This is a genomic window from Dyella silvae (assembly GCF_026421305.1).
GTDB lineage: Bacteria > Pseudomonadota > Gammaproteobacteria > Xanthomonadales > Rhodanobacteraceae > Dyella > Dyella silvae.
On sequence record NZ_JAPJBQ010000006.1, the window covers coordinates 174,821 to 193,748 of the forward strand.

Sequence of the window (18,928 nt, forward strand, 5' to 3'; positions counted from 1 at the left end):
GACTTAGATCTCGGCTACGAGCTGGTCGAGCATCGCCTTGTGGGCGTTGGCGTCGACTTCGCGCTGCACGATCTTTTCCGCGCCCTGGACGGCCAGACGGCCGACCCAGCCACGCAGTTCTTCACGCGCACGCTGCTGCATGCTGACGATTTCATCGGCAGCGGCAGCCTTCAGGCGATTCGCCTCGGTCGTAGCTTCGGCGCGAGCCTTGTCCACGATCTGGTTGGCCTGCTGCTGTGCGCGTTCGATGATCTCGTTGGCCTGCTGACGGGCCTGCTTGATCTCGTTGGCGACTTTGGCGTCGGCATCCTTCAGTTCGGCGCGCGCCTTTTCGGCGGCAGCCAGACCATCGGCAACCTTTTTCTGACGCTCTTCAATCGCGTGATTGAGCTGCGGCCAGATGAACTTGGTGGTGAACCAGACCAGGATGGCGAAAGAAACCATCTGGCCCAGGAAAGTCAGATTGATATCCATGAGCTTTCCAATTAACTCCGGTAACGCGTTAAACCGCCAATCGCCGCAGCGCTTTCACGCTGCGACGACTCAAGTCGCGACGATTAGCCGCCGACAGCAGCCTTGAGGGCCGAGATGAGCGGGTTGGAGAACGCGAACAGCAGCGCCACAGCCAGACCGATAATGAACGCAGCGTCGATCAGGCCGGCGAGCAGGAACATACGGCCCTGCAGCAGCGGAACCAGTTCCGGCTGACGAGCAGCGGACTCGAGGAACTTGGAACCCATGATGGCGATACCCAAGCAAGCGCCCAGAGCGCCGAGACCGATGATGACGCCGATCGCGATGGCGGTGAGGCCCTGGACGTGAGCGACGAGTTCGACGAGGTTCATGGAATTCTCCTGTGAATCTTTCTAAAAGAGTGATTGAAGCGAAGCGGATTAAAGCGAAACCGGATGAAACAAAACCTCAGTGATGCTCACGCGCCGTGGCGATATACACGATCGTCAGCATCATGAAGATGAAGGCCTGCAGCAGGATGATCAGGATGTGAAAGATCGCCCATGCGGTGTTGAAGATCACACCCGGCAGGAAGCTGATCCAACCTGCGAACAGGCCAGCAATCAGCATGAACACCAGCTCGCCACCGTACATGTTGCCGAACAGTCGCATGGCGAGCGACACCGGCTTGGACAGGTATTCCACGACGTTGAGCAAGAAATTGAACGGCACCAGGATGGCGACGACGACCGGGTTATGCGCATGGAACGGCGAGGTCATCAGTTCCTTGCCGAAACCGAGCGCGCCCTTGGCCTTCATGCCGTGACCCAGCACGATGAAGAACACAGCCAGCGCCAGACCCACCGTCGTGTTGATATCGGCGGTCGGCACCCAGCGGAAGAAGGTGTGATGGGCCACTTCGGCGCCGGCGGTGGTCTTCACCGCCCAGCTCGGGGCGTCCAGCGGCAACAAGTCCATCGCGTTGAGGAAGGTCACCCACATGAAAATGGACAACGCCAACGGGGTTACCGTGCGGCGGTCGCCGTGGAAGGTGTCCTTCACCTGGGTGTCGACAAATTCAACGATCAGCTCGACGAACGCCTGACCCTTGGACGGCACGCCCGAGGTGGCCTTGCGGGCCTTGAGCCAGAACCACAGGCAGAACAGCGCGCCCAGCAGGAAGGCCACCAGGATCGAGTCGAGGTGGATCTGCATGAACGGGCTGTCACCCAGGCTCACCGTGTTGTGATGCAGGTGATGCTGGATGTATTCAGTTAGTCCGCCCTGCGGCTCGCTTGCCATGTGTTAGCCCTTGAATCTGAATGCCAGCAAATTTATTGCGTAAGCAGCCACCAGCCCCGTGATGGCGGCTAGCGGCGGTAATTTCCATTGACCCAGGATCGCGACCAACCCTCCGAAGATCACGATCCACTTCAAAACCATGCCTGACATTACGCGCCACATGGTCATGCCGCCACCACCCAACCCAGCAAAAGCACGCCACGCCAGAAGCGCCGTACCCAGTGCCACGACAGTGGCACCCGAAGCTGCCGCCAATGCATCGCGGAGCCCCAGCGTAAGGAAGGTGAGACCTACGATCACCGCCACGGCCAGCTGCAGCAAGATAATGCGCAGCGCCAGGCGACGACCGGAAGCAAGACTGTTAAGCACGTGACGTTCCCGCTCGGTTTCGCTCTGAAGCGGCACCGAACCAGCTACGGGCCACGGTCCAATCTCAAAAAGTATATCAGCGAGGCATTTACAGCGACAAGCCGCACTTGCTGCGACATCTTGTCAGAAGCTGATTCGTTCACACTTCGGGCGTGAGATTTCACGCATAGAAAAAGGGCCGGATATCCATCCGGCCCTTTGACGCAACAGGGGGAAGTGAGGCGCTGCGTCGGTAAGCGGTATTACTTGGCGCCCGTAGCGGCTTTCTTGACGGCGGCCACCGGGGCGGCAACGGCGTCGTTCGCAGCCTGCTGCTGTTCCTGCACCAGAGCACCCAGCGACTCGGCGGTCTTCTGGGTGACGGCGATGATTTCCTGGGTCACGGCCACGGCGCGCTCAGCGTTTTCACGGCTGGCAGCAGTACCCTTTTCCCACAGCGTACGCAGACCATCGATATCGCGGGTTTCGAAGGCTTCGCTGATGAACGCGGCGCTGGATTCCGCCTGCTTCTCGAGCGCCTTGATCTGCAGCTCGGCGATCTTTTCCAGACCCTTCAGGGCCACCGACTGAGCCTTGAAGGCGCTATCGGCCAGCTGCTTGGCGTAGGCGAAAACCTGGGTGTTCAGTTGCTGCGTCATGGCTTGATCCCTCGACGGGAGTAGGGGTAGTGGCATGCACTCTACCAAGCCATTTTGTGCGCTGCAATATATTTTTCCTGAACAAGCCGCCGTGTCACAAAAAATTCAAGATTCTCGAGGGATTACGGCAGGGCCATGAATTTTTGCGACGCGTCAAAAGCTGTCGCGGCTACAACTGGCACCCGACGTACAGGTTTCGTGCACCACCACCTTGTCCAGCCCCGGCAGGGCCGGCTCGAGGCGACGGAAGATCCAACGGGCCAGCATTTCGCTGGTCGGGTTCTCCAGGCCTTCGATGTCATTGAGGTAGTGATGATCCAGCTGGTCGAACAGCGGAGCGAAGGCGGATTTCACGTCAGCAAAATCCATCACCCAGCCCATGGCGGGATCAGGCTCGCCGGCCACGTGGATCTCAATCTTGAAGGAATGCCCGTGCAGGCGCGCGCACTTGTGGCCCGGCGGCACGTTGGGCAGGCGGTGCGCCGCTTCGATATGGAAGACTTTGAAGATATGCATGACGACATTCTACCGCCTTGGGGTGAACCGCTTCCCGAGGGCGGCGAAAGGAATGACACGTGACGCGCACCGGCGAGTGGCAAGGGCCCGCCGCTCACTCAACCGGCGGAGGCAATCACACGGCGCCTCGCAACATGACATCACCCATTCGGCTCCCAAACGGGAGCACCCCAGGGTCAAGGCATGTACTGCCCGATGATCATGGCGTTGAGCTCGCGCCCCTTCCAAAACATGTGATGTATCCGTTCGCTGAGCTTCTCCAGTGCATTTGAACTGATGCCACCGAAGCTGAGCATCACGGCGGGCCGCGATCCATCCCCAGGGACGTGCTCGATGGCTTCCCACGCCGGGAAGCCATACTTGGCCAGAAACTCTCCGATTTCTTCATCCGAGGTTCCCGGCTCGATGTTGCCCAGCAATAGACGCAACATGGTCGTTTCTCCAGCCATGGCACCGAACAGCATCACTGTCGGCGGCAGCCCTGTCGATCGTCAGTACTTCTGCGGGATGAACCGGAAGGGGTAATCCGGCTCGCGGTAGTCGCCCCTCTTCTGCCGCTTGGGCAGCACGACCTTGGGTCGATCCAGCTCCTCATACGGAATGCGGCTGAGCAGGTCGGCAATGATGTTGAGGCGGGCGCGGCGCTTGTCGTTGGAATCCACCACCGACCATGGCGCGAACTGAGTGTCGGTCGCCTTAAACATGTCATCGCGGGCACGCGAGTAGTCATACCAGCGGCTGTACGACTTGAGGTCCATGGGCGACAGTTTCCATATCTTTCGTCCGTCGTGAATGCGCCCCTTCAGCCGGCGGGTCTGCTCTTCCTCGCTCACCTCCAGCCAGTATTTCAGGAGGGTGATGCCGGAGGTCACGATGCCTCGCTCCACCAGCGGCGCCACGCGCAGGAAGCTTTCGACCTGCTCTTCCGTGCAAAAGCCCATCACCCGCTCCACGCCCGCGCGGTTGTACCAGCTGCGGTCGAAGATCACGATTTCGCCAGCCGCCGGCAGAAGCGGCAGGTAGCGCTGGACGTACATCTGACTCTTTTCCCGGTCGGTGGGCGCCGGTAACGCCATCACGCGAAACACGCGCGGACTGACGCGCTCGGTGATGGCCTTGATGGCGCCGCCCTTGCCAGCACCATCGCGCCCCTCGAAGACGATGCAAATCTTCGCACCCGTCTTCTGCACCCACAGTTGCAGCTTCACCAGCTCGATGTGGAGCTTCTCCAGTTCCTTGGCGTACTCCTTGCCCGTCAGCCGGGCGTCTTCGACTGGGGCGGCCTGCTCCGCCTGCTTCTTGCCCTTTGCCATGGCATCGCGCCTCCCACGGTTAGAGAGTTCACCTGCAACGACTCCGGTAAACCACCCGGCGAAAGAACACGTACAAAGGCGACGCCCTGTGCACGGCATCGCCTCGGCTGCCACGACAGCCGGTCAGTCCATACCCAACGGAATGCAGCGTGACAGCAAGGTCATCAAGCCTTCGTCAAACGACGACCTTGTCGGGGCGGGTGACTCGCGAGGTGTCCAGACGCCCATCCGTATCAAGCAGGAGGGTTTTAGCCCATCGATCCGAACCGATCCCAAAGTGAAGCTGCCCCGAGACGATGGTGACCAGACTGGGCTTGAAGGCATCGGCGGGAGCGGTGCTCTTGCCAGTCGCAGCACAGGCCGCCGCTACTGGATGCAGAGACGTGGCCAAACTATGATCGGGCTGTCCCGGCTCGCCAGGGTGTGATGTCATCATGCTTTCCGACGGACCCACTTCTCGTGTTGAGCCTGCGACGAACAAGACGCAGGCCTGGTTACGCTGGCTGCCGGGCCTGGTGACGCTGCGAAGTTATCAGGCCAGCTGGCTGCCGAAAGACGTGGTCGCCGGGCTGGTCGTGACGACCATGCTGGTGCCTGTCGGTATCGCTTACGCCGAGGCCTCAGGCGTCCCTGGTGTCTACGGCCTTTACGCCACGATCGTGCCGCTGTTGGCGTATGCCATCTTCGGCCCTAGCCGCATTCTGGTGCTTGGTCCCGACTCTGCACTGGCGGCGCCGATTCTCGCTGTCGTGGTTTCCGTCGCTGCAGGCGATCCTTCGCGCGCCGTTACCGTCGCCGGCATGATGGCGGTCGTGTCAGGCCTACTCTGCATCGTGCTGGGATTGGCGCGACTGGGTTTCATCACCGAGCTGCTTTCCAAGCCGATTCGATACGGCTACATGAATGGCATTGCGCTGACGGTGCTGGTTAGCCAGTTGCCCAAGCTCTTTGCCATTTCCGTCGAAGACCAGGGTCCGCTGCGCGAGCTATGGAGCCTGGGAAAAGCGATAGCCGCCGGGCAAGCCAATGGGTACACCTTTGCCGTCGGCGCAGGCACCCTCGTTCTCATCCTGTTTCTTAAACGCTACGAGCGGCTGCCGGGCATTCTTATCGCCGTGGTCCTGGCCATGCTGTGCGTCATCGCATTCAAGCTAGACAGCCTCGGCGTCAAAGTTCTCGGCAAGATTCCGCAGGGGTTGCCGCGGTTTGCGATCCCCTGGGCGAACGGTGCTGATCTGGTGGAGATCATCCTTGGCGGCTGCGCGGTAGGGCTGATTGCGTTCGCGGATACCAGCGTGCTGTCTCGCACCTATGCCGCGCGTCTGCATACCCGCGTCGATCCCAATCAGGAGATGGTCGGACTGGGTGTGGCCAACCTCGCGGCTGGATTTTTCCAGGGCTTTCCGATCAGCAGCAGCTCGTCGCGTACACCCGTGGCCGAAGCGGCTGGCGCGAAAACCCAGATGACCGCGGTCGTTGGCGCAGTGGTCGTGGCGCTGTTGCTGATGGTGGCGCCGAACCTGATGCGCTACTTGCCAAATAGCGCACTCGCCGCCGTTGTCATCGCCGCGGCGATCAGTTTGTTCGAATTCGCGGACCTCAAGCGGATATTCCGGGTCCAGCAGTGGGAGTTCTGGCTCTCTATGGCCTGCTTCGTCGGCGTGGCGGTATTCGGCACCATCCCGGGCATCTGCCTGGCAGTGGCGATGGCCGTCATCGAGTTCCTGTGGGATGGATGGCGGCCGCATTTCGCCGTGCTCGGCCGCGTGGAGGGCCTGCGCGGATACCACGATACCAAACGCTATCCGCACGCCACACGGATTCCGGGCCTGGTGCTGTTTCGTTGGGATGCGCCTCTCTTCTTCGCCAACGCCGAGCTCTTCCAGCAACGCTTGCTCGAGGCCACCGATTCGGCGCCGACGGCCGTGCAACGCGTGGTCGTGGCGGCCGAACCCGTCACCAGTATTGATGTCACGTCTGCCGACATGCTGCGTGACCTGAGCCAGACCCTGCGCGATCGCGGCATTGCCCTTCATTTCGCCGAAATGAAGGATCCGGTACGCGACAAGCTAAGACGCTTCGAGCTGACGGACATCATCGGCGACGAGAGCTTTCATCCGACCGTGGGCGCCGCCGTGGATAACTATCTGCAGAAATCCTGACGGCTATTGAGGGCTGCGCTATCCCGCGGGATTTTCAGCCCGAGACGCGCCAAGCGCGGTAGCGCTGCGGCCAAACGGTGCGGAAATGGAGGGTAGGCTTGCCGTCCCAGAGACCTGGAGACGCATGGTGGCTATGGGTGGACTCGAACCACCGACCCCAGCATTATGAGTGCTGTGCTCTAACCGGCTGAGCTACATAGCCTTGGGTGCCGCCCGCCGCGGGTGTCGACGTGGTGTCGATCAGGCGGGGCGCGGCAGTTTAGTCGTCTCTGCTTCTACGTTCAAGTGTTTTGCTTGCCGCGCCTTCCTGCGCTGTGATTGAATCGGTCCAGGGCAGGGTTTCCGCCGCACAGAGGCCAGCCTCAGGAGGCAACATGATCGACGTCGATGGCTATCGTCCAAATGTGGGCATCGTGCTGCTGAATGCAGATGGCCGACTGTTCTGGGCGCGCCGCGTCAATCGTGATGGCTGGCAGTTTCCCCAGGGCGGCATGCACAGTGATGAGACGCCGCTGGAAGCGATGTATCGCGAGCTGGAAGAGGAAACCGGCCTGGCGCCGCACCATGTGGAAGTGATCGGGGCCACCCGCGGGTGGCTGCGCTACCGCTTGCCCAGCCGCTATGTCCGTCATAACCAGCGCCCGACATGCATCGGCCAGAAGCAGGTCTGGTTTCTGTTGCGCCTGGTCAGCAGCGAAGACGCACTGCGCCTCGACGCCAGCGAAAAGCCCGAGTTTGATCATTGGCGCTGGGTGGATTTCTGGTATCCGGCCGCGCACGTGGTCAACTTCAAGCGTCAGGTGTACGAGCGGGCGCTGCGCCACTTTGCACCGCTGGTGGAGTCGCTGCTCAGCGTCCAGCTAGGCAATTTGCCCCAGCGCAGCGGCCAGGATGCCGGCGACACGCCCCGCAAAGGCCGCGCCGCCGCCTGAACGGCCTCCGACAGGGCGGCCAGGTCGGCCAAATTCTGAGTTGACAATCATTCGCATTTGCGTTCCCATATGCAGCCATGTATATCTGCATGTGCAACGCCGTTACCGATAGCGACATCCGCCGCGCCGTGGCCGAGGGTGTTCATCAGTTCGCCGATCTGCAGGCACGTACCGGCTGTTCCGACTGCTGTGGTTGTTGCGAGGAGGAAGCTCGCGCCACGCTCGACAAGGCCATCCAGCAGACACTGGTGAACTTGCCCGTAGTCGCCATCGCCTGAGCATCTCCAGCTCCGAATTGCCCTGAACGCGCAGCCCTGGCTGCGCGTTTTTCGTTGGGCCATTCCTAAGTCATTCTCGTTACGTCATGCCGCATGTGTACGACGTATAGTCGGCTGCTGTAGCTGCAAGGAGACTTCCCATGAAGGGCGACGCCAAGGTCATCGAGTTCCTCAACAAGGTGCTCTACAACGAGCTGACTGCGATCAACCAGTACTGGCTGCATTACCGCATGTACAAGGATTGGGGCTACAACGAGCTCGCCGAGCATGAACAGAAGGAATCCATCGAGGAGATGAAGCACGCCGATCACCTGATCGAGCGCATCCTGTTCCTCGAGGGCCTGCCCAACCTGCAACACCTGGGCAAGCTGCGTATCGGCGAAAACCCGGTGGAATGCCTGCAAGGCGATCTGGACCTGGAAATGGCTGCGGTAAAGGATCTGCGCGCAGCGATCGCACACAGCGAAAGCATTGCCGATTTCGTCAGCCGCGACCTGTTCAAGACCATCCTCCACGACGAGGAAGGGCACATCGATTGGCTGGAAACGCAATTCAGCCTGATCAAGGACCTGAGCGCCGAGCGCTACCTGCAGTCCAAGATCGACAGCTAACCTTGACGGCTCCGGAACGGGCGGCACAAAGCGTGCCGCCGTTCCTTGACGCTCTCGCCACGGCACGGCTATACCTTGGTTTTCGCTGGGAAAACCACGCATGGCTTCACGTCCACCACCGCGCTTCGTGGTACGCGCGCACGATGCTGTCGGCTCGCGCCGTCGCGCGTTGTGGGTGGCCGTTGCGTGGGTGGTCAGCGTGGTGCTGGTGGCGCTTATCGCGGGCGGACTTGCCCGCCGCTCCACGCCGGCGGCCGTTGAGCAACGCCAGGTCAAGGCACTCACTCAGCAGAACACCGACCTCCAGCAGCAGGTGGCTAACCTGCAGCGCGCGACTCAGGTGGCCGATATCGCGACCAGCTCGCTGCGCAAGACGCTGGCCGAGCGTGAGGAAGAAATCAGCGGCCTGCGTGCCGACCTGGGCTTCTATTCGCGCCTGACCGGTGGCGACGCCCAGCGCGAAGGCCTGAAGGTGCAGGAAGTACGCCTGCAGCCGGTAGCAAATTCGCACGCGTGGGATCTCACACTGAGCCTCACGCAAAATGCCAAGCGCGGTGAGGACGTGACCGGCAATGCCTCCGTCAGCGTGCAAGGCCTGCGCGGCGACAAGGTGGTTCAGCTCGACTGGACATCGTTGGGCGGCACCTCACAGAGCAACGGCATGCCGTTCCGCTTCAAATACTTCCAACAGTTGCACAGCACCATCGTGCTGCCCGCCGATTTCCGGCCCACGCGCCTGCTGATCAAAGCCCAGGCGACGGGGGACGATGCCATCACTCGCGCAGTGGCCTGGAGCGATGCGCTGTCCGGCCATCTCACACCGACGCAAGGGGAACAAGATGCTCAACCGTAAGCGCCATGAGCGCGCACCCGCCAGCCGCGACACCAGCTTGATTGCGCGCGGCACCTTCATTCAGGGGGACGTCCGCTTCAGTGGCGCGCTGCATCTGGAAGGCCGGATCGCGGGTTCCATCCACGCGGAAGAGCAGGGGGCGGTCTTCACGCTGAGCGAAAGCGGTATGGTCGAGGGCGAGATTCGCGTGCCGCACGCGATCATCAACGGCCAGGTGCGGGGCGATATTCACGCAGCGGAGCGCCTGGAGCTGGCTGCCGAAGCGCGCATTACGGGCGACGTGCACTACCAGTCGCTCGAGATGGCCGCGGGCGCCCAGGTGAACGGCCGTATGAGCCACCGGGCGGTCGAGGCTGCGCGGGAGCTGCCTTCCCCCTCGATGATGGACGCAGAAGCCGTACCCGCCTGATCGCGGTATCCTTGCGTCCTAGCCGCTGCACCCCCACTTGAGCATCAATGGATACCGTCGTCCCCCTCCCCATCGTTCCCGACTACCGCAGCGCCGGCGCGCCGCTGGTGTTCACCGAGGCTGCCGCCCGCAAGGTGCACGAACTGATCCAGGAGGAAGGCAACCCGGAGCTGAAGCTGCGGGTGTACATCTCCGGCGGTGGCTGCTCGGGCTTCCAGTACGGCTTCACGTTCGATGAAGCGCAGGCCGAAGACGACTTCGCGCTCGACCGCGAAGGCGTCACGCTGCTGGTGGATCCGCTGTCGCTGCAGTACCTCACGGGCGCCGAGATCGACTACTCGGAAAGCCTGAGCGGTTCGCAGTTCGTCATCCGCAACCCCAACGCCAAGACCACCTGCGGCTGCGGCTCCTCCTTCTCTACCTGAGCGCCATCACGGCATGGAACGCACCCCCTTGCCGCGACCCAACACCTTCGCGGGACTGAGCCTGATCCTCGACCGGGTCGCCGAGCGGCGCGACGAGTCCATGTGGGTCAACGAACAAGCGGCCTCCCAGCACGCGCGTTATTTGCTGCTTGATGGCCTGGGTCAAACCTATCTGCTCCCCGGTAGCGACACGCTGCGCTGGCTCGACAGCGGCGAACGCGAGCAACTGCTGGGCGAACTCAAGGCCACCTTCCTCGGCTTTGCCGGCGAGCATCCGCATTTCCTGCTGGCGCTCGAAGACAGCCAGCGTGCCGCCGACCTGGAGCACTCGCTGGGTGCGCGCCGGGCAGGGCTGCGCGATGTCGGCCTGCTGCTGGCCGCCGATGAGGCGGGCCTGTTTGCCTACGCCAAAGGCCTGGCCCACTGGCAGCGTGAAACGCGCTTCTGCGCCTTCTGCGGATCGCCCGTGGTATTGGTGGCCTCGGGCCACCGCGCGCAATGCAGCAACAACGCGTGTGGCCGCATGCATTTCCCGCGCACCGACGCGGCTGTCATCGTCATCGTGGAGCACGAAGGCGCCTGCCTGCTGGGCCGGCAGACGGGTTGGCCCAAGGGCCGCTATTCGACCCTGGCCGGCTTTGTCGAGCCCGGCGAAGCGCTGGAAGACGCCGTGCGCCGCGAGGTGGCCGAAGAGTCGGGCGTCATCGTGGGCGACGTGCACTACCACTCGTCGCAGCCATGGCCACTGCCGCAATCGTTGATGGTCGGCTTCACTGCCACGGCGGTGTCACGCACCATTCGCCTGCGTGACCGCGAGCTCGAAGAGGCACGCTGGTTCACCCCGCAGGACATCGTCAATGGCCTCGCCGACGGTAGCTTCCTGCCCTCGCTGCCGCTGTCCGTGTCCTACCGCCTGCTGGAGCACTGGCTGAAGCAGCGTGCAGGGCTGGATCTCGATGCGCTGGTAGCGCAGTACAAGCGCTAAGCCGTCACCCCCTGTCATTCCGGGGAAAGAGCAAACCGCGCTGTTGCAAAACGGAAGGCATTCCAACGCAAGCCGTCACAGCCCTTGCCCTACAATGCAGCCATCGACAGGAGAACCGCGTCCATGGCTGTCAGTTTGCTCACTGCCCTTATCGCTCTTGGCCTGCTCCACGTGATGCCGCAACTCGCGCATTGGCGTGGCGATGGTGGCTTTCGCCGCTGGGTGGCGCAGCTCGGCGATACCAGCGGGCCCGCCCGCGTGGCGGTGACGCTGGGCGTACCGGTGGTGCTGTGCCTGGTTGCGATCTGGCTGATCACCCTGCTGCCCGGCCATGATCTGTTCCGGCTGATCTTCTCGCTGGTGGTGCTGCTGTACTGCTTCGGCCCGCATGCGTTCGAGGCCGATCTCGAAGCCATCCTCAAGGCACCGGACCAGCCTTCCCGCGAAACCGCCGCACAAGCGCTGTCGGACGATGGCGACGCGGTCGCCTGGAATGCCGTCGCGCTTGGCGAAGCCACGGCCTATGCCGCGCTGCGCCGTCGCTTCGGCGTGCTGCTGTGGTTCTTCGTGCTGGGCCCCGCTGGCGCCCTGCTTTACCGCCTTGCGCAAACGCTGGGACGCGACCCCAGCCTGCGCCTGGATCCGCAGGCGCGTAACGCGGCACACGCATTCGCCAACGTTGCCGACTGGCTGCCCGCGCAACTGATGGTGTTCACCCTGGCTCTGGTCGGCCATTGGGATGCCGTGATCGGTGCCTGGAAGCGCTGGCACCAGCAGCAGTCACCCAACAGCTGGTATGTGGAAGGCCCGGGCTTTCTGGGTGCCGCTGCGCGCGCCGACGTGCAGGTAGATATCGAAGCGGGTGACGGCTACGCCGAAGAACGTATCGACACGCTCGCCGAACTGATTCGCCTGCGCAGCGCGCTGTTGCGTGCCCTGCTCGCGTGGCTGAGCGTGGTCGCCGTCATCGTGCTGGCAGGCTGGATGTCCTGAGCATCACGGCCTGAACATCGCGTCTCTCGCGAGGTTCAGGCGAAATCCCCGCGCAACTCGCGCACCCGCGCCTCCAACGCCGGCATACGCGCATCCGTCGGCGCCATAGGTGCGCCTGCCACCAGCTCGACGCGTGCACGAAAGCGTCGCGGCAAACGCGCACGATGCAGCATCGAGTCGCGACGGCTCCACACGCTACCCCACAAGCCACGCAACGCCAGCGGCACCACCGGCACCGGACGACGTTCAAGAATGCGCGCCACGCCGGGCCGGAAAGGAGCGATGTCGCCATCGCGCGTCAGTCCGCCTTCCGGAAAAATGCACACGAGCTCGCCATCGGCGAGTGCCGCATCCACGTCTTCATACGCACGCTGCAATACGGCAGGGTCTTCCTTCTGCCCGGCGATGGGGATGGCCTTGGCCGTGTGGAACACGAACTTCAACACCGGGATGTTGAAGATCTTGTAGTACATGACGAAACGCGCGGGCCGGCGCAAATTCGCCATCAGCACCAACGGATCCATGAAGCTCACGTGGTTGCATACCAGCAGCGCCGGACCCTCCTGCGGAATCTGCTCCAATCCATCCACGCGTACGCGATACAAGGTATTCACCAGCACCCAGGTGATGAATCGCATCAGGAATTCGGGCACCAGCGTGAAGATGTAAACCGCCACCACCACGTTGAGCACTGCCGCCGCCAGGAAAATCTGCACCGCGGTGAGACCCGCCATGCCGAGCGCCAGGCCGAAACCCGAAGCGAGGCAGATAAACAGCGCATTGAGGATGTTGTTGCCGGCGATGACACGCGACAGGCGATCACGCGGCGTGCGCGACTGCACATAGGCAAACAACGGCACCACGTAGAAGCCGCTGAAAACTCCGATCAGCGTGAGGTCGAGCACTACGCGCCATGTGCCAGCACTGCGCAGGAAGCCCAGCCAGTCCAGACCGTGCACCGTAGCCAGCCCGGGATGGGCGAAGTACAGGTCGACGCCAAAGGCCGTCAGTCCGAAGGCACCCAGCGGCACCAGCCCCACTTCGACGCGCCGGCCCGACATGCGCTCGCACAGCAGCGCGCCCACGCCGGTGCCGATGGAAAACAGCGTCAGTACGAGTGTATTGACCGAACCATCACCGCCCAGATTCATGCGTGTGTAGTTGGGTAGTTGCGCCACCAGCACCGTGCCGAAAAACCAGAACCAGGAAATACCGAGCACCGCGTTGAAGACGCGGCGATCCTCACGCGTAATGCCGAGCACACGTGCCGTCTCGGTGAGCGGGTTCCAGTTGAACACGAGGTCGGGCGCCGTTGCGGGCGCAGGTGGAATGCGGCGGCTGGCGAGATAACCGAGTACCGCGATGAATATAGTCACCCCAGATGCCGCCACCGGACCGTAGCCGGCGATCAGCATCAATGAGTTGCCGGCGATCATGCCGATCAGCATGGCCAGCTGTGTCCCCATCTCCACCAGGCCGTTGCCGCCGACCAGCTCCTCCGGCTTCAATGCTTGCGGCAGGATCGCGTACTTGATCGGCCCGAACGTGGTCGAGTGCAAGCCCATCAGAAACAGCACCACCAGCAGCAGCGTGGTGTGGTGCGTGTAGAAGCCGATCGCCGCAATTACCATGGCCGCGATCTCAAACAGCTTCACGTAACGGATGATGCGCGACTTCTCATACTTCTCTGCCAGCTGCCCGGCAGTGGCCGAGAACAGGAAATAGGGAAGGATGAACAATGCCGGCGCGAGATTGGTATAGAGCGACACCGCTCTGTCATTCAGCCCCATCTGGAAGGCCACCAGCATGACCAGCGCATTGCGGAATGCGTTGTCATTGAACGCACCGAGCGCCTGGGTCCAGAAGAACGGGGCGAAGCGGCGGCTTCCAAGCAGCTTGAACTGGCTCATGCGCGGTCTTGATGGGAGGTCGGGCCAAGCCTAACGCGAAAACGGCACCGTCACATGAGGGCCCCTACCTATGCCACTTGCAGGCCCCGGACCAGCGTGGAAGCATGCCGCGGCCCCCAACCCATGCACACTCTGTGCTTGCCGCCGCAACTCGATCGATAACGAGGAATGGCCGCTGTGACCACCGCCCGCATTGTATTGAAACAAGTGGCAGACCCCACGCTTTGCGCCACGGCCCGTGAACTGTTTCTTGAATATGCCGAGATGATCGGCACGGATCTCGAGTACCAGGGATTCTCCGCTGAACTGCATGCGCTACCCGGACCCTACAAGCCACCCTTCGGCGCGCTGCTCGTTGCCCTTATCGACGAGGAGGTGGCGGGTTGCGTTGCCATGCGGCCGCTCGATGACCATGCAGCCGAGATGAAACGCCTGTATGTCCGCCCTGCCTATCGCAGCTTCGGCCTGGGCCAGCGGCTTGTTGAGTCGGTGATTGAGGCGTCCCGTGCGGCGGGATACCGGGAATTGCGACTGGACACGCTGGCAAGCATGTCCGCGGCACAAGGGCTCTATCAACGGCTGGGTTTTGTTGAAATCCCGCCGTACAACACGCGGCATTTACCCGGTACGCGCTTTTATTCCCTACCGCTAGCGGCCTGAACATTCATCCAGGGCCACGTCATGACGAGGTCAATATGTCCAAGCTTCGCGTCCAGAGTTTTGCGGTTTCACTCGATGGCTACGGTGCGGGTCCCGATCAGGACCTGCAGAACCCGCTGGGAATTCGCGGGCCGGAGTTGATGCAGTGGTTCTTCGCCACTCGCCTGTGGCAGCAAATGCAGGGTGGCGATGGTGGAGAAACCGGTGTCGACAACGACATGGTGACCCAGGGTTTTGCCAACATCGGCGCGTGGATCATCGGGCGCAATATGTTTGGTCCGGTGCGGGGCCCATGGCCGGATGAAAGCTGGCAAGGCTGGTGGGGCGACGAGCCGCCGTATCACGTGCCGGTCTTCGTGCTTACACATCACCCGAGGCCGTCATTGACGATGGCTGGCGGCACCGTCTTTCACTTTGTCACGGAAGGTATTCACGTGGCGCTCGAACAAGCCAAGGCCGCGGCGGGTGGCCTCGACGTTCGACTTGGCGGTGGCGTATCCACGATCCGCCAATACTTGCGCGACGGATTGATCGACGAACTGCACCTGGCCATCCAGCCCGTTCTGCTAGGCAAAGGCGAGCATCTGATGCAGGGCCTTGATTTACACGCGCTCGGCTATGAGTGCTTTGACTGGGTGCCCGGCGAGCGAGCGACGCACGCTTTTCTCCGCAAACGCCTCTGATTCGGGCATGTCGAATTCGTTATGGTCCCATCGTCGGATAAAGGCAACACGTTCACTTTGCGCATGAGGGCCATCTTGTGACTACCAATACTGTCAACCTGCACCGCGTACTCCGCACGTCGCCCGAGAAAATCTACAAAGCGTTCCTGGACCCCGATGCCATGGCGCGCTGGCTTCCGCCCAACGGATTCACCGGCAAGGTGCACCACCTGGAACCCACGGTGGGCGGGACCTACCGCATGTCGTTCACCAACTTCACCACCAGCCATGGCCACACGTTCGGCGGTACCTACCTTGAGCTGCAACCGTATGAGCGCATTCGGTACTCCTGCACTTTCGACGATCCGAACCTACCCGGTGACATGCAGACCACCGTCACCTTGAAGCAGGTGTTCTGCGGCACAGAGCTGACGATCGTGCAGGAAGGTATTCCTGCCGTCATTCCCACCGAAGCCTGTTACATGGGCTGGCAGGAGTCGCTGGTTCACCTGGCGCAGCTGGTCGAGCCAGACATCAAGGATTGATGCACATCCAGCGCCGGTTACCTGGCCAGTTATCCGAAACGCATTCAAACGGAGAGAGCGCGTGAGCACTCAGATGGATCCCTTTGCGCAAGTCATCGATGCCTACAAGGCAGCGGTGCTCGCGAAAGACGTCAATGCCTTTGTCTCCCTGTATGACGACAACGTGGTCGTCTTCGACCTGTGGGGCACGTGGGCCATGCGCGGTGTCGCTTCATGGCGACACGCAATCGGCGAATGGTTTTCCTCGGTCGGCTCGGAGCAGGTGGTTGTCAGCTTCAGGGATGCAAGCTCGCTGGCCAGTGACGAGCTTGCCGTCGGGCATGCCATCGTGACCTATGCGGCGTTCTCGCCAGAAGGGACACCGCTGCGCTCGCTCAGCAACCGGCTGACCATGACCTTGAAGCGTTCTCAAGGAACCTGGCGGATCGTGCATGAGCACACATCGGCGCCGGTGGATCCGTCCACGCTGAAAGCCGAGATTCACTACAAGGACGCCACAAAGTGTTCGACACCACACCTATCCACTCAGACACAAGGAGCCGTCATGTGGACACATGAGGAGAGCATCGACATCACCGCCACGCCTGCGCGCATTTGGCGGCTGTTTGCGGATGTGCCGGGCTGGAAGTCATGGAATGCAGGTATCGAGCGTATCGAACTGCATGGACCGTTTACGACAGGTGCCACCTTCACGATGCAGCCACCGGGTATGGACGCATTCGTCAGCACCCTGATCGACGTGCAGGAGCACACGGGTTTCACGGATGAGACGGTCGTCGATGACACGCGCGTCATCGTGGAGCACCGGATCGAGTCGCAGGCTTCCGGACAATCGCGCGTGGTCTACAGCACGCGTATCACTGGACCGGATGCGGAAGAGATCGGCCCCATGGTGACCGGTGACTTTGGGGATGTCTTGCGCGCGTTGAAGGAAATGGCGGAGCGAGGCTAAGCAGCCTCGCTTCTTTGATACGGTTTCGCGAACACACGCCCTTTACCACCCTTAGATGGCTTACCCGCGCCCCTAGGGCGCGGGGTCAACAGGCTCAGCCGCGATGCAGGGCGCGATGAGCGATATCACGACGGCAGAAGGCGCCCTCGTAGTGAATCTTGCCGACCGCGGCATAGGCATGCTCACGGGCGGCGGTAATGTCCTTGCCGAGCGCGCATACGGTGAGTACGCGACCGCCGGCGGTCACGACATCACCTTGCGCATCGAGCTGGGTGCCTGCGTGGAACACCTTCACGTCGGGTCCGAAATCGCCATCCAGGCCGGTGATGACATCACCGTTGCGCACCTTGCCCGGATAACCGCCAGCCGCCATCACCACGCCCAGTGACGGACGCGCATCCCACTGCACGTGGGTGTGATGCAATTCGCCGTCGAGCGCTGCTTCGATGAGATCAACCAGATCGGACTTCAGGCGCAGCATGATGGGCTGCGTTTCCGGATCGCCAAAGCGCACGTTGAACTCGATGACCTTGGGGGCGCCGCTCTTGTCGATCATCAGGCCCGCGTAGAGGAAACCAATGAAGGGCGCGCCCTCCATGGCCATGCCATGCAGGGTAGGTTCGATCACTTCCTTGAGAATGCGCTTCTCGACCTCGGGCGTAACGACCGGCGCGGGCGAATAAGCGCCCATGCCACCGGTGTTGGGACCCATGTCACCTTCGTCGCGGCGCTTGTGGTCCTGGCTGCTCGCCATGGGCAGCGCGTGCTGGCCATCGCTCATCACGATGTAGCTGGCTTCTTCGCCGTCGAGGAATTCTTCGATGACGACACGGGCCGATGCATCGCCAAACTGGTGCGCACCCAACATGTCATGCAGCGCCTGTTCGGCATCCGCCAGCGTCAACGCCACTACCACGCCCTTGCCCGCCGCCAGGCCGTCCGCCTTGATGACGATGGGCGCGCCGTGTTTGCGCACATAGGCCAGCGCAGGGTTGAGCTCGGTGAACACCGCGTAGCGCGCGGTGGGGATGTTGTGGCGCTGCAGGAAGTCCTTGGCAAACGCCTTGGAGCCTTCCAACTGCGCGGCGATGGCGCGCGGACCGAAGCAGCGCAGGCCGGCGGCACGGAACTTGTCGACCAGGCCGGCTACCAGCGGCACTTCGGGTCCCACCACGGTGAGTTCGATCTTCTCGTCCCTGGCCAGCTTCAGCAGGCCGTCCAGATCGGTAACCGCCACATTGGCGTTGCGCAGGCCTTTCTCGCGCGCCGTGCCGGCGTTGCCGGGAGCCACGATCACTTCGCTGACGCGGGGGGATTGCTTGAGCTTCCACGCCAGCGCGTGTTCACGCCCGCCGCTGCCAATGACCAGGACTTTCATGGGGACTCCAACTGCCGATGAGGTGCGCCGGGGCTGGCGCAATGGGGCATTGTAAGGGGCGTACGGGGATTTCGCAGCGCAGCATGGCGGGGGTGCTTCAGGCTGACGGCGGGTTTGGTGTGCGGTTTGGCGGGTGCTCGCCTCACCGTTTGGACCGTCACCCCGGCGCAGGCCGGGGTCCAGAGCATCGGTGTTTGGTTTTTGCGATACGGCGATCTGGCTCGCCTGCGGCGGGCTTCCGACGATCTGCCGATCGCCGGGTCACTTTTCTTTGCTTGCCCAAAGAAAAGTAACCAAAAGAAACGGCACCCCCGCTTGGCGCTGGCCGGTGAAGCGGGCCAGTCCGTGAGGGGCGGCCGGGCTTTTCGACGGGGCTCCTGCCCCGACGAAAAGTGCCTGGCGTCCTGCCAGGCACCCCTACGGGGCCTGATCGTCCACCCCTCACCGCCGCACAGGGGGCCCGAAGGTCAAAAGCCCCAAGCGCACGGCTCGTGCAGCTGCGCTGCACATCGCGTCGCGGCAGGTCGCGTTGCGCCTGGATCAGTGCAACCGGGCGCACCGTTATGCAGCGAGTTCTCCACG

23 protein-coding genes and 1 tRNA gene are annotated in these 18,928 nt (G+C 62.3%); 13 read left to right on the forward strand and 11 right to left on the reverse strand.

The features are described 5' to 3' along the window. Positions 1–3: 3 nt before the first annotated feature. The 8 genes from OQE56_RS14935 to ppk2 all read right to left on the reverse strand — a co-directional run bounded on the left by OQE56_RS14935 (position 4) and on the right by ppk2 (position 4,591). On the reverse strand, positions 4–474 hold the full coding sequence (locus OQE56_RS14935; protein WP_267225431.1) for a F0F1 ATP synthase subunit B: 471 nt from the start codon (positions 472–474) through the stop codon (positions 4–6). Between the two features lie 83 nt (positions 475–557). Beyond that, the gene (gene atpE / locus OQE56_RS14940; RefSeq protein WP_267225432.1) at positions 558–845 is read right to left on the reverse strand and encodes a F0F1 ATP synthase subunit C; all 288 of its coding nucleotides are present in this window, start codon (positions 843–845) and stop codon (positions 558–560) included. 76 nt (positions 846–921) lie between these two features. After that, positions 922–1,755 (reverse strand): F0F1 ATP synthase subunit A, encoded by an 834-nt coding sequence (atpB, locus tag OQE56_RS14945; RefSeq protein WP_267225433.1) that lies wholly within the window; start codon positions 1,753–1,755, stop codon positions 922–924. A gap of 3 nt (positions 1,756–1,758) precedes the next feature. Beyond that, complete coding sequence (locus OQE56_RS14950; RefSeq protein ID WP_267225434.1) at positions 1,759–2,124, reverse strand: hypothetical protein; 366 nt, start codon at positions 2,122–2,124, stop codon at positions 1,759–1,761. A gap of 242 nt (positions 2,125–2,366) precedes the next feature. Further along, positions 2,367–2,762 carry a phasin family protein gene (locus OQE56_RS14955; protein WP_267225435.1) on the reverse strand — a complete coding sequence of 132 codons (396 nt, stop codon included), beginning with the start codon at positions 2,760–2,762 and terminating at the stop codon, positions 2,367–2,369. A gap of 153 nt (positions 2,763–2,915) precedes the next feature. Then, on the reverse strand, positions 2,916–3,278 hold the full coding sequence (gene queD, locus OQE56_RS14960) for a 6-carboxytetrahydropterin synthase QueD (protein WP_267225436.1): 363 nt from the start codon (positions 3,276–3,278) through the stop codon (positions 2,916–2,918). Between the two features lie 176 nt (positions 3,279–3,454). Next, positions 3,455–3,709 carry a hypothetical protein gene (locus OQE56_RS14965; protein ID WP_267225437.1) on the reverse strand — a complete coding sequence of 85 codons (255 nt, stop codon included), beginning with the start codon at positions 3,707–3,709 and terminating at the stop codon, positions 3,455–3,457. A 60-nt stretch (positions 3,710–3,769) separates the two neighbouring features. Next, on the reverse strand, positions 3,770–4,591 hold the full coding sequence (gene ppk2, locus OQE56_RS14970) for a polyphosphate kinase 2 (protein ID WP_267225438.1): 822 nt from the start codon (positions 4,589–4,591) through the stop codon (positions 3,770–3,772). A gap of 434 nt (positions 4,592–5,025) precedes the next feature. On the opposite strand from ppk2, the gene OQE56_RS14975 reads away from it, so the two are divergent. Next, on the forward strand, positions 5,026–6,753 hold the full coding sequence (locus tag OQE56_RS14975) for a SulP family inorganic anion transporter (RefSeq protein WP_267225439.1): 1,728 nt from the start codon (positions 5,026–5,028) through the stop codon (positions 6,751–6,753). 125 nt (positions 6,754–6,878) lie between these two features. Here OQE56_RS14975 and OQE56_RS14980 read toward each other — a convergent pair. Beyond that, a tRNA-Met gene (locus tag OQE56_RS14980) sits at positions 6,879–6,955 on the reverse strand. 172 nt (positions 6,956–7,127) lie between these two features. Between OQE56_RS14980 and OQE56_RS14985 the strand changes: the two genes are divergently transcribed. From OQE56_RS14985 to OQE56_RS15020, 8 genes are all read left to right on the forward strand, one after another. Beyond that, positions 7,128–7,685: an RNA pyrophosphohydrolase gene (locus OQE56_RS14985; protein ID WP_267225440.1), complete on the forward strand. Its 558-nt coding sequence runs from the start codon at positions 7,128–7,130 to the stop codon at positions 7,683–7,685. Positions 7,686–7,762: 77 nt separating this feature from the next. Further along, positions 7,763–7,963 carry a (2Fe-2S)-binding protein gene (locus tag OQE56_RS14990; protein WP_267225441.1) on the forward strand — a complete coding sequence of 67 codons (201 nt, stop codon included), beginning with the start codon at positions 7,763–7,765 and terminating at the stop codon, positions 7,961–7,963. 140 nt (positions 7,964–8,103) lie between these two features. Continuing rightward, entirely contained in the window at positions 8,104–8,574 is a 471-nt protein-coding gene (bfr, locus tag OQE56_RS14995; protein WP_267225442.1) for a bacterioferritin, read from the forward strand. A 100-nt stretch (positions 8,575–8,674) separates the two neighbouring features. Further along, on the forward strand, positions 8,675–9,427 hold the full coding sequence (locus OQE56_RS15000; protein WP_267225443.1) for a DUF6776 family protein: 753 nt from the start codon (positions 8,675–8,677) through the stop codon (positions 9,425–9,427). Next, positions 9,414–9,836 (forward strand): bactofilin family protein, encoded by a 423-nt coding sequence (locus tag OQE56_RS15005; RefSeq protein WP_267225444.1) that lies wholly within the window; start codon positions 9,414–9,416, stop codon positions 9,834–9,836. The genes OQE56_RS15000 and OQE56_RS15005 overlap by 14 nt, the downstream gene beginning before the upstream one ends. 47 nt (positions 9,837–9,883) lie before the next feature. Beyond that, complete coding sequence (gene erpA, locus OQE56_RS15010) at positions 9,884–10,261, forward strand: iron-sulfur cluster insertion protein ErpA (RefSeq protein WP_267225445.1); 378 nt, start codon at positions 9,884–9,886, stop codon at positions 10,259–10,261. A gap of 13 nt (positions 10,262–10,274) precedes the next feature. Next, positions 10,275–11,246, forward strand: coding sequence for an NAD(+) diphosphatase (nudC, locus tag OQE56_RS15015; protein WP_267225446.1), 972 nt, complete (start codon positions 10,275–10,277; stop codon positions 11,244–11,246). A 123-nt stretch (positions 11,247–11,369) separates the two neighbouring features. Further along, positions 11,370–12,239, forward strand: coding sequence for a cobalamin biosynthesis protein (locus OQE56_RS15020; protein WP_267225447.1), 870 nt, complete (start codon positions 11,370–11,372; stop codon positions 12,237–12,239). A 35-nt stretch (positions 12,240–12,274) separates the two neighbouring features. On the opposite strand, the gene OQE56_RS15025 is transcribed toward OQE56_RS15020, so the two are convergent. After that, positions 12,275–14,149 carry an MFS transporter gene (locus OQE56_RS15025; protein WP_267225448.1) on the reverse strand — a complete coding sequence of 625 codons (1,875 nt, stop codon included), beginning with the start codon at positions 14,147–14,149 and terminating at the stop codon, positions 12,275–12,277. Between the two features lie 177 nt (positions 14,150–14,326). On the opposite strand from OQE56_RS15025, the gene OQE56_RS15030 reads away from it, so the two are divergent. From OQE56_RS15030 to OQE56_RS15045, 4 genes are all read left to right on the forward strand, one after another. Next, on the forward strand, positions 14,327–14,809 hold the full coding sequence (locus tag OQE56_RS15030) for a GNAT family N-acetyltransferase (protein ID WP_267225449.1): 483 nt from the start codon (positions 14,327–14,329) through the stop codon (positions 14,807–14,809). A gap of 35 nt (positions 14,810–14,844) precedes the next feature. Continuing rightward, complete coding sequence (locus tag OQE56_RS15035) at positions 14,845–15,492, forward strand: dihydrofolate reductase family protein (RefSeq protein ID WP_267225450.1); 648 nt, start codon at positions 14,845–14,847, stop codon at positions 15,490–15,492. 77 nt (positions 15,493–15,569) lie between these two features. Then, positions 15,570–16,016: an SRPBCC family protein gene (locus OQE56_RS15040; RefSeq protein ID WP_267225451.1), complete on the forward strand. Its 447-nt coding sequence runs from the start codon at positions 15,570–15,572 to the stop codon at positions 16,014–16,016. Between the two features lie 61 nt (positions 16,017–16,077). Next, positions 16,078–16,968, forward strand: coding sequence for a nuclear transport factor 2 family protein (locus tag OQE56_RS15045; RefSeq protein WP_267225452.1), 891 nt, complete (start codon positions 16,078–16,080; stop codon positions 16,966–16,968). A gap of 94 nt (positions 16,969–17,062) precedes the next feature. On the opposite strand, the gene purD is transcribed toward OQE56_RS15045, so the two are convergent. Then, on the reverse strand, positions 17,063–18,346 hold the full coding sequence (gene purD, locus OQE56_RS15050) for a phosphoribosylamine--glycine ligase (RefSeq protein ID WP_267225453.1): 1,284 nt from the start codon (positions 18,344–18,346) through the stop codon (positions 17,063–17,065). Between the last annotated feature and the right edge of the window lie 582 nt (positions 18,347–18,928).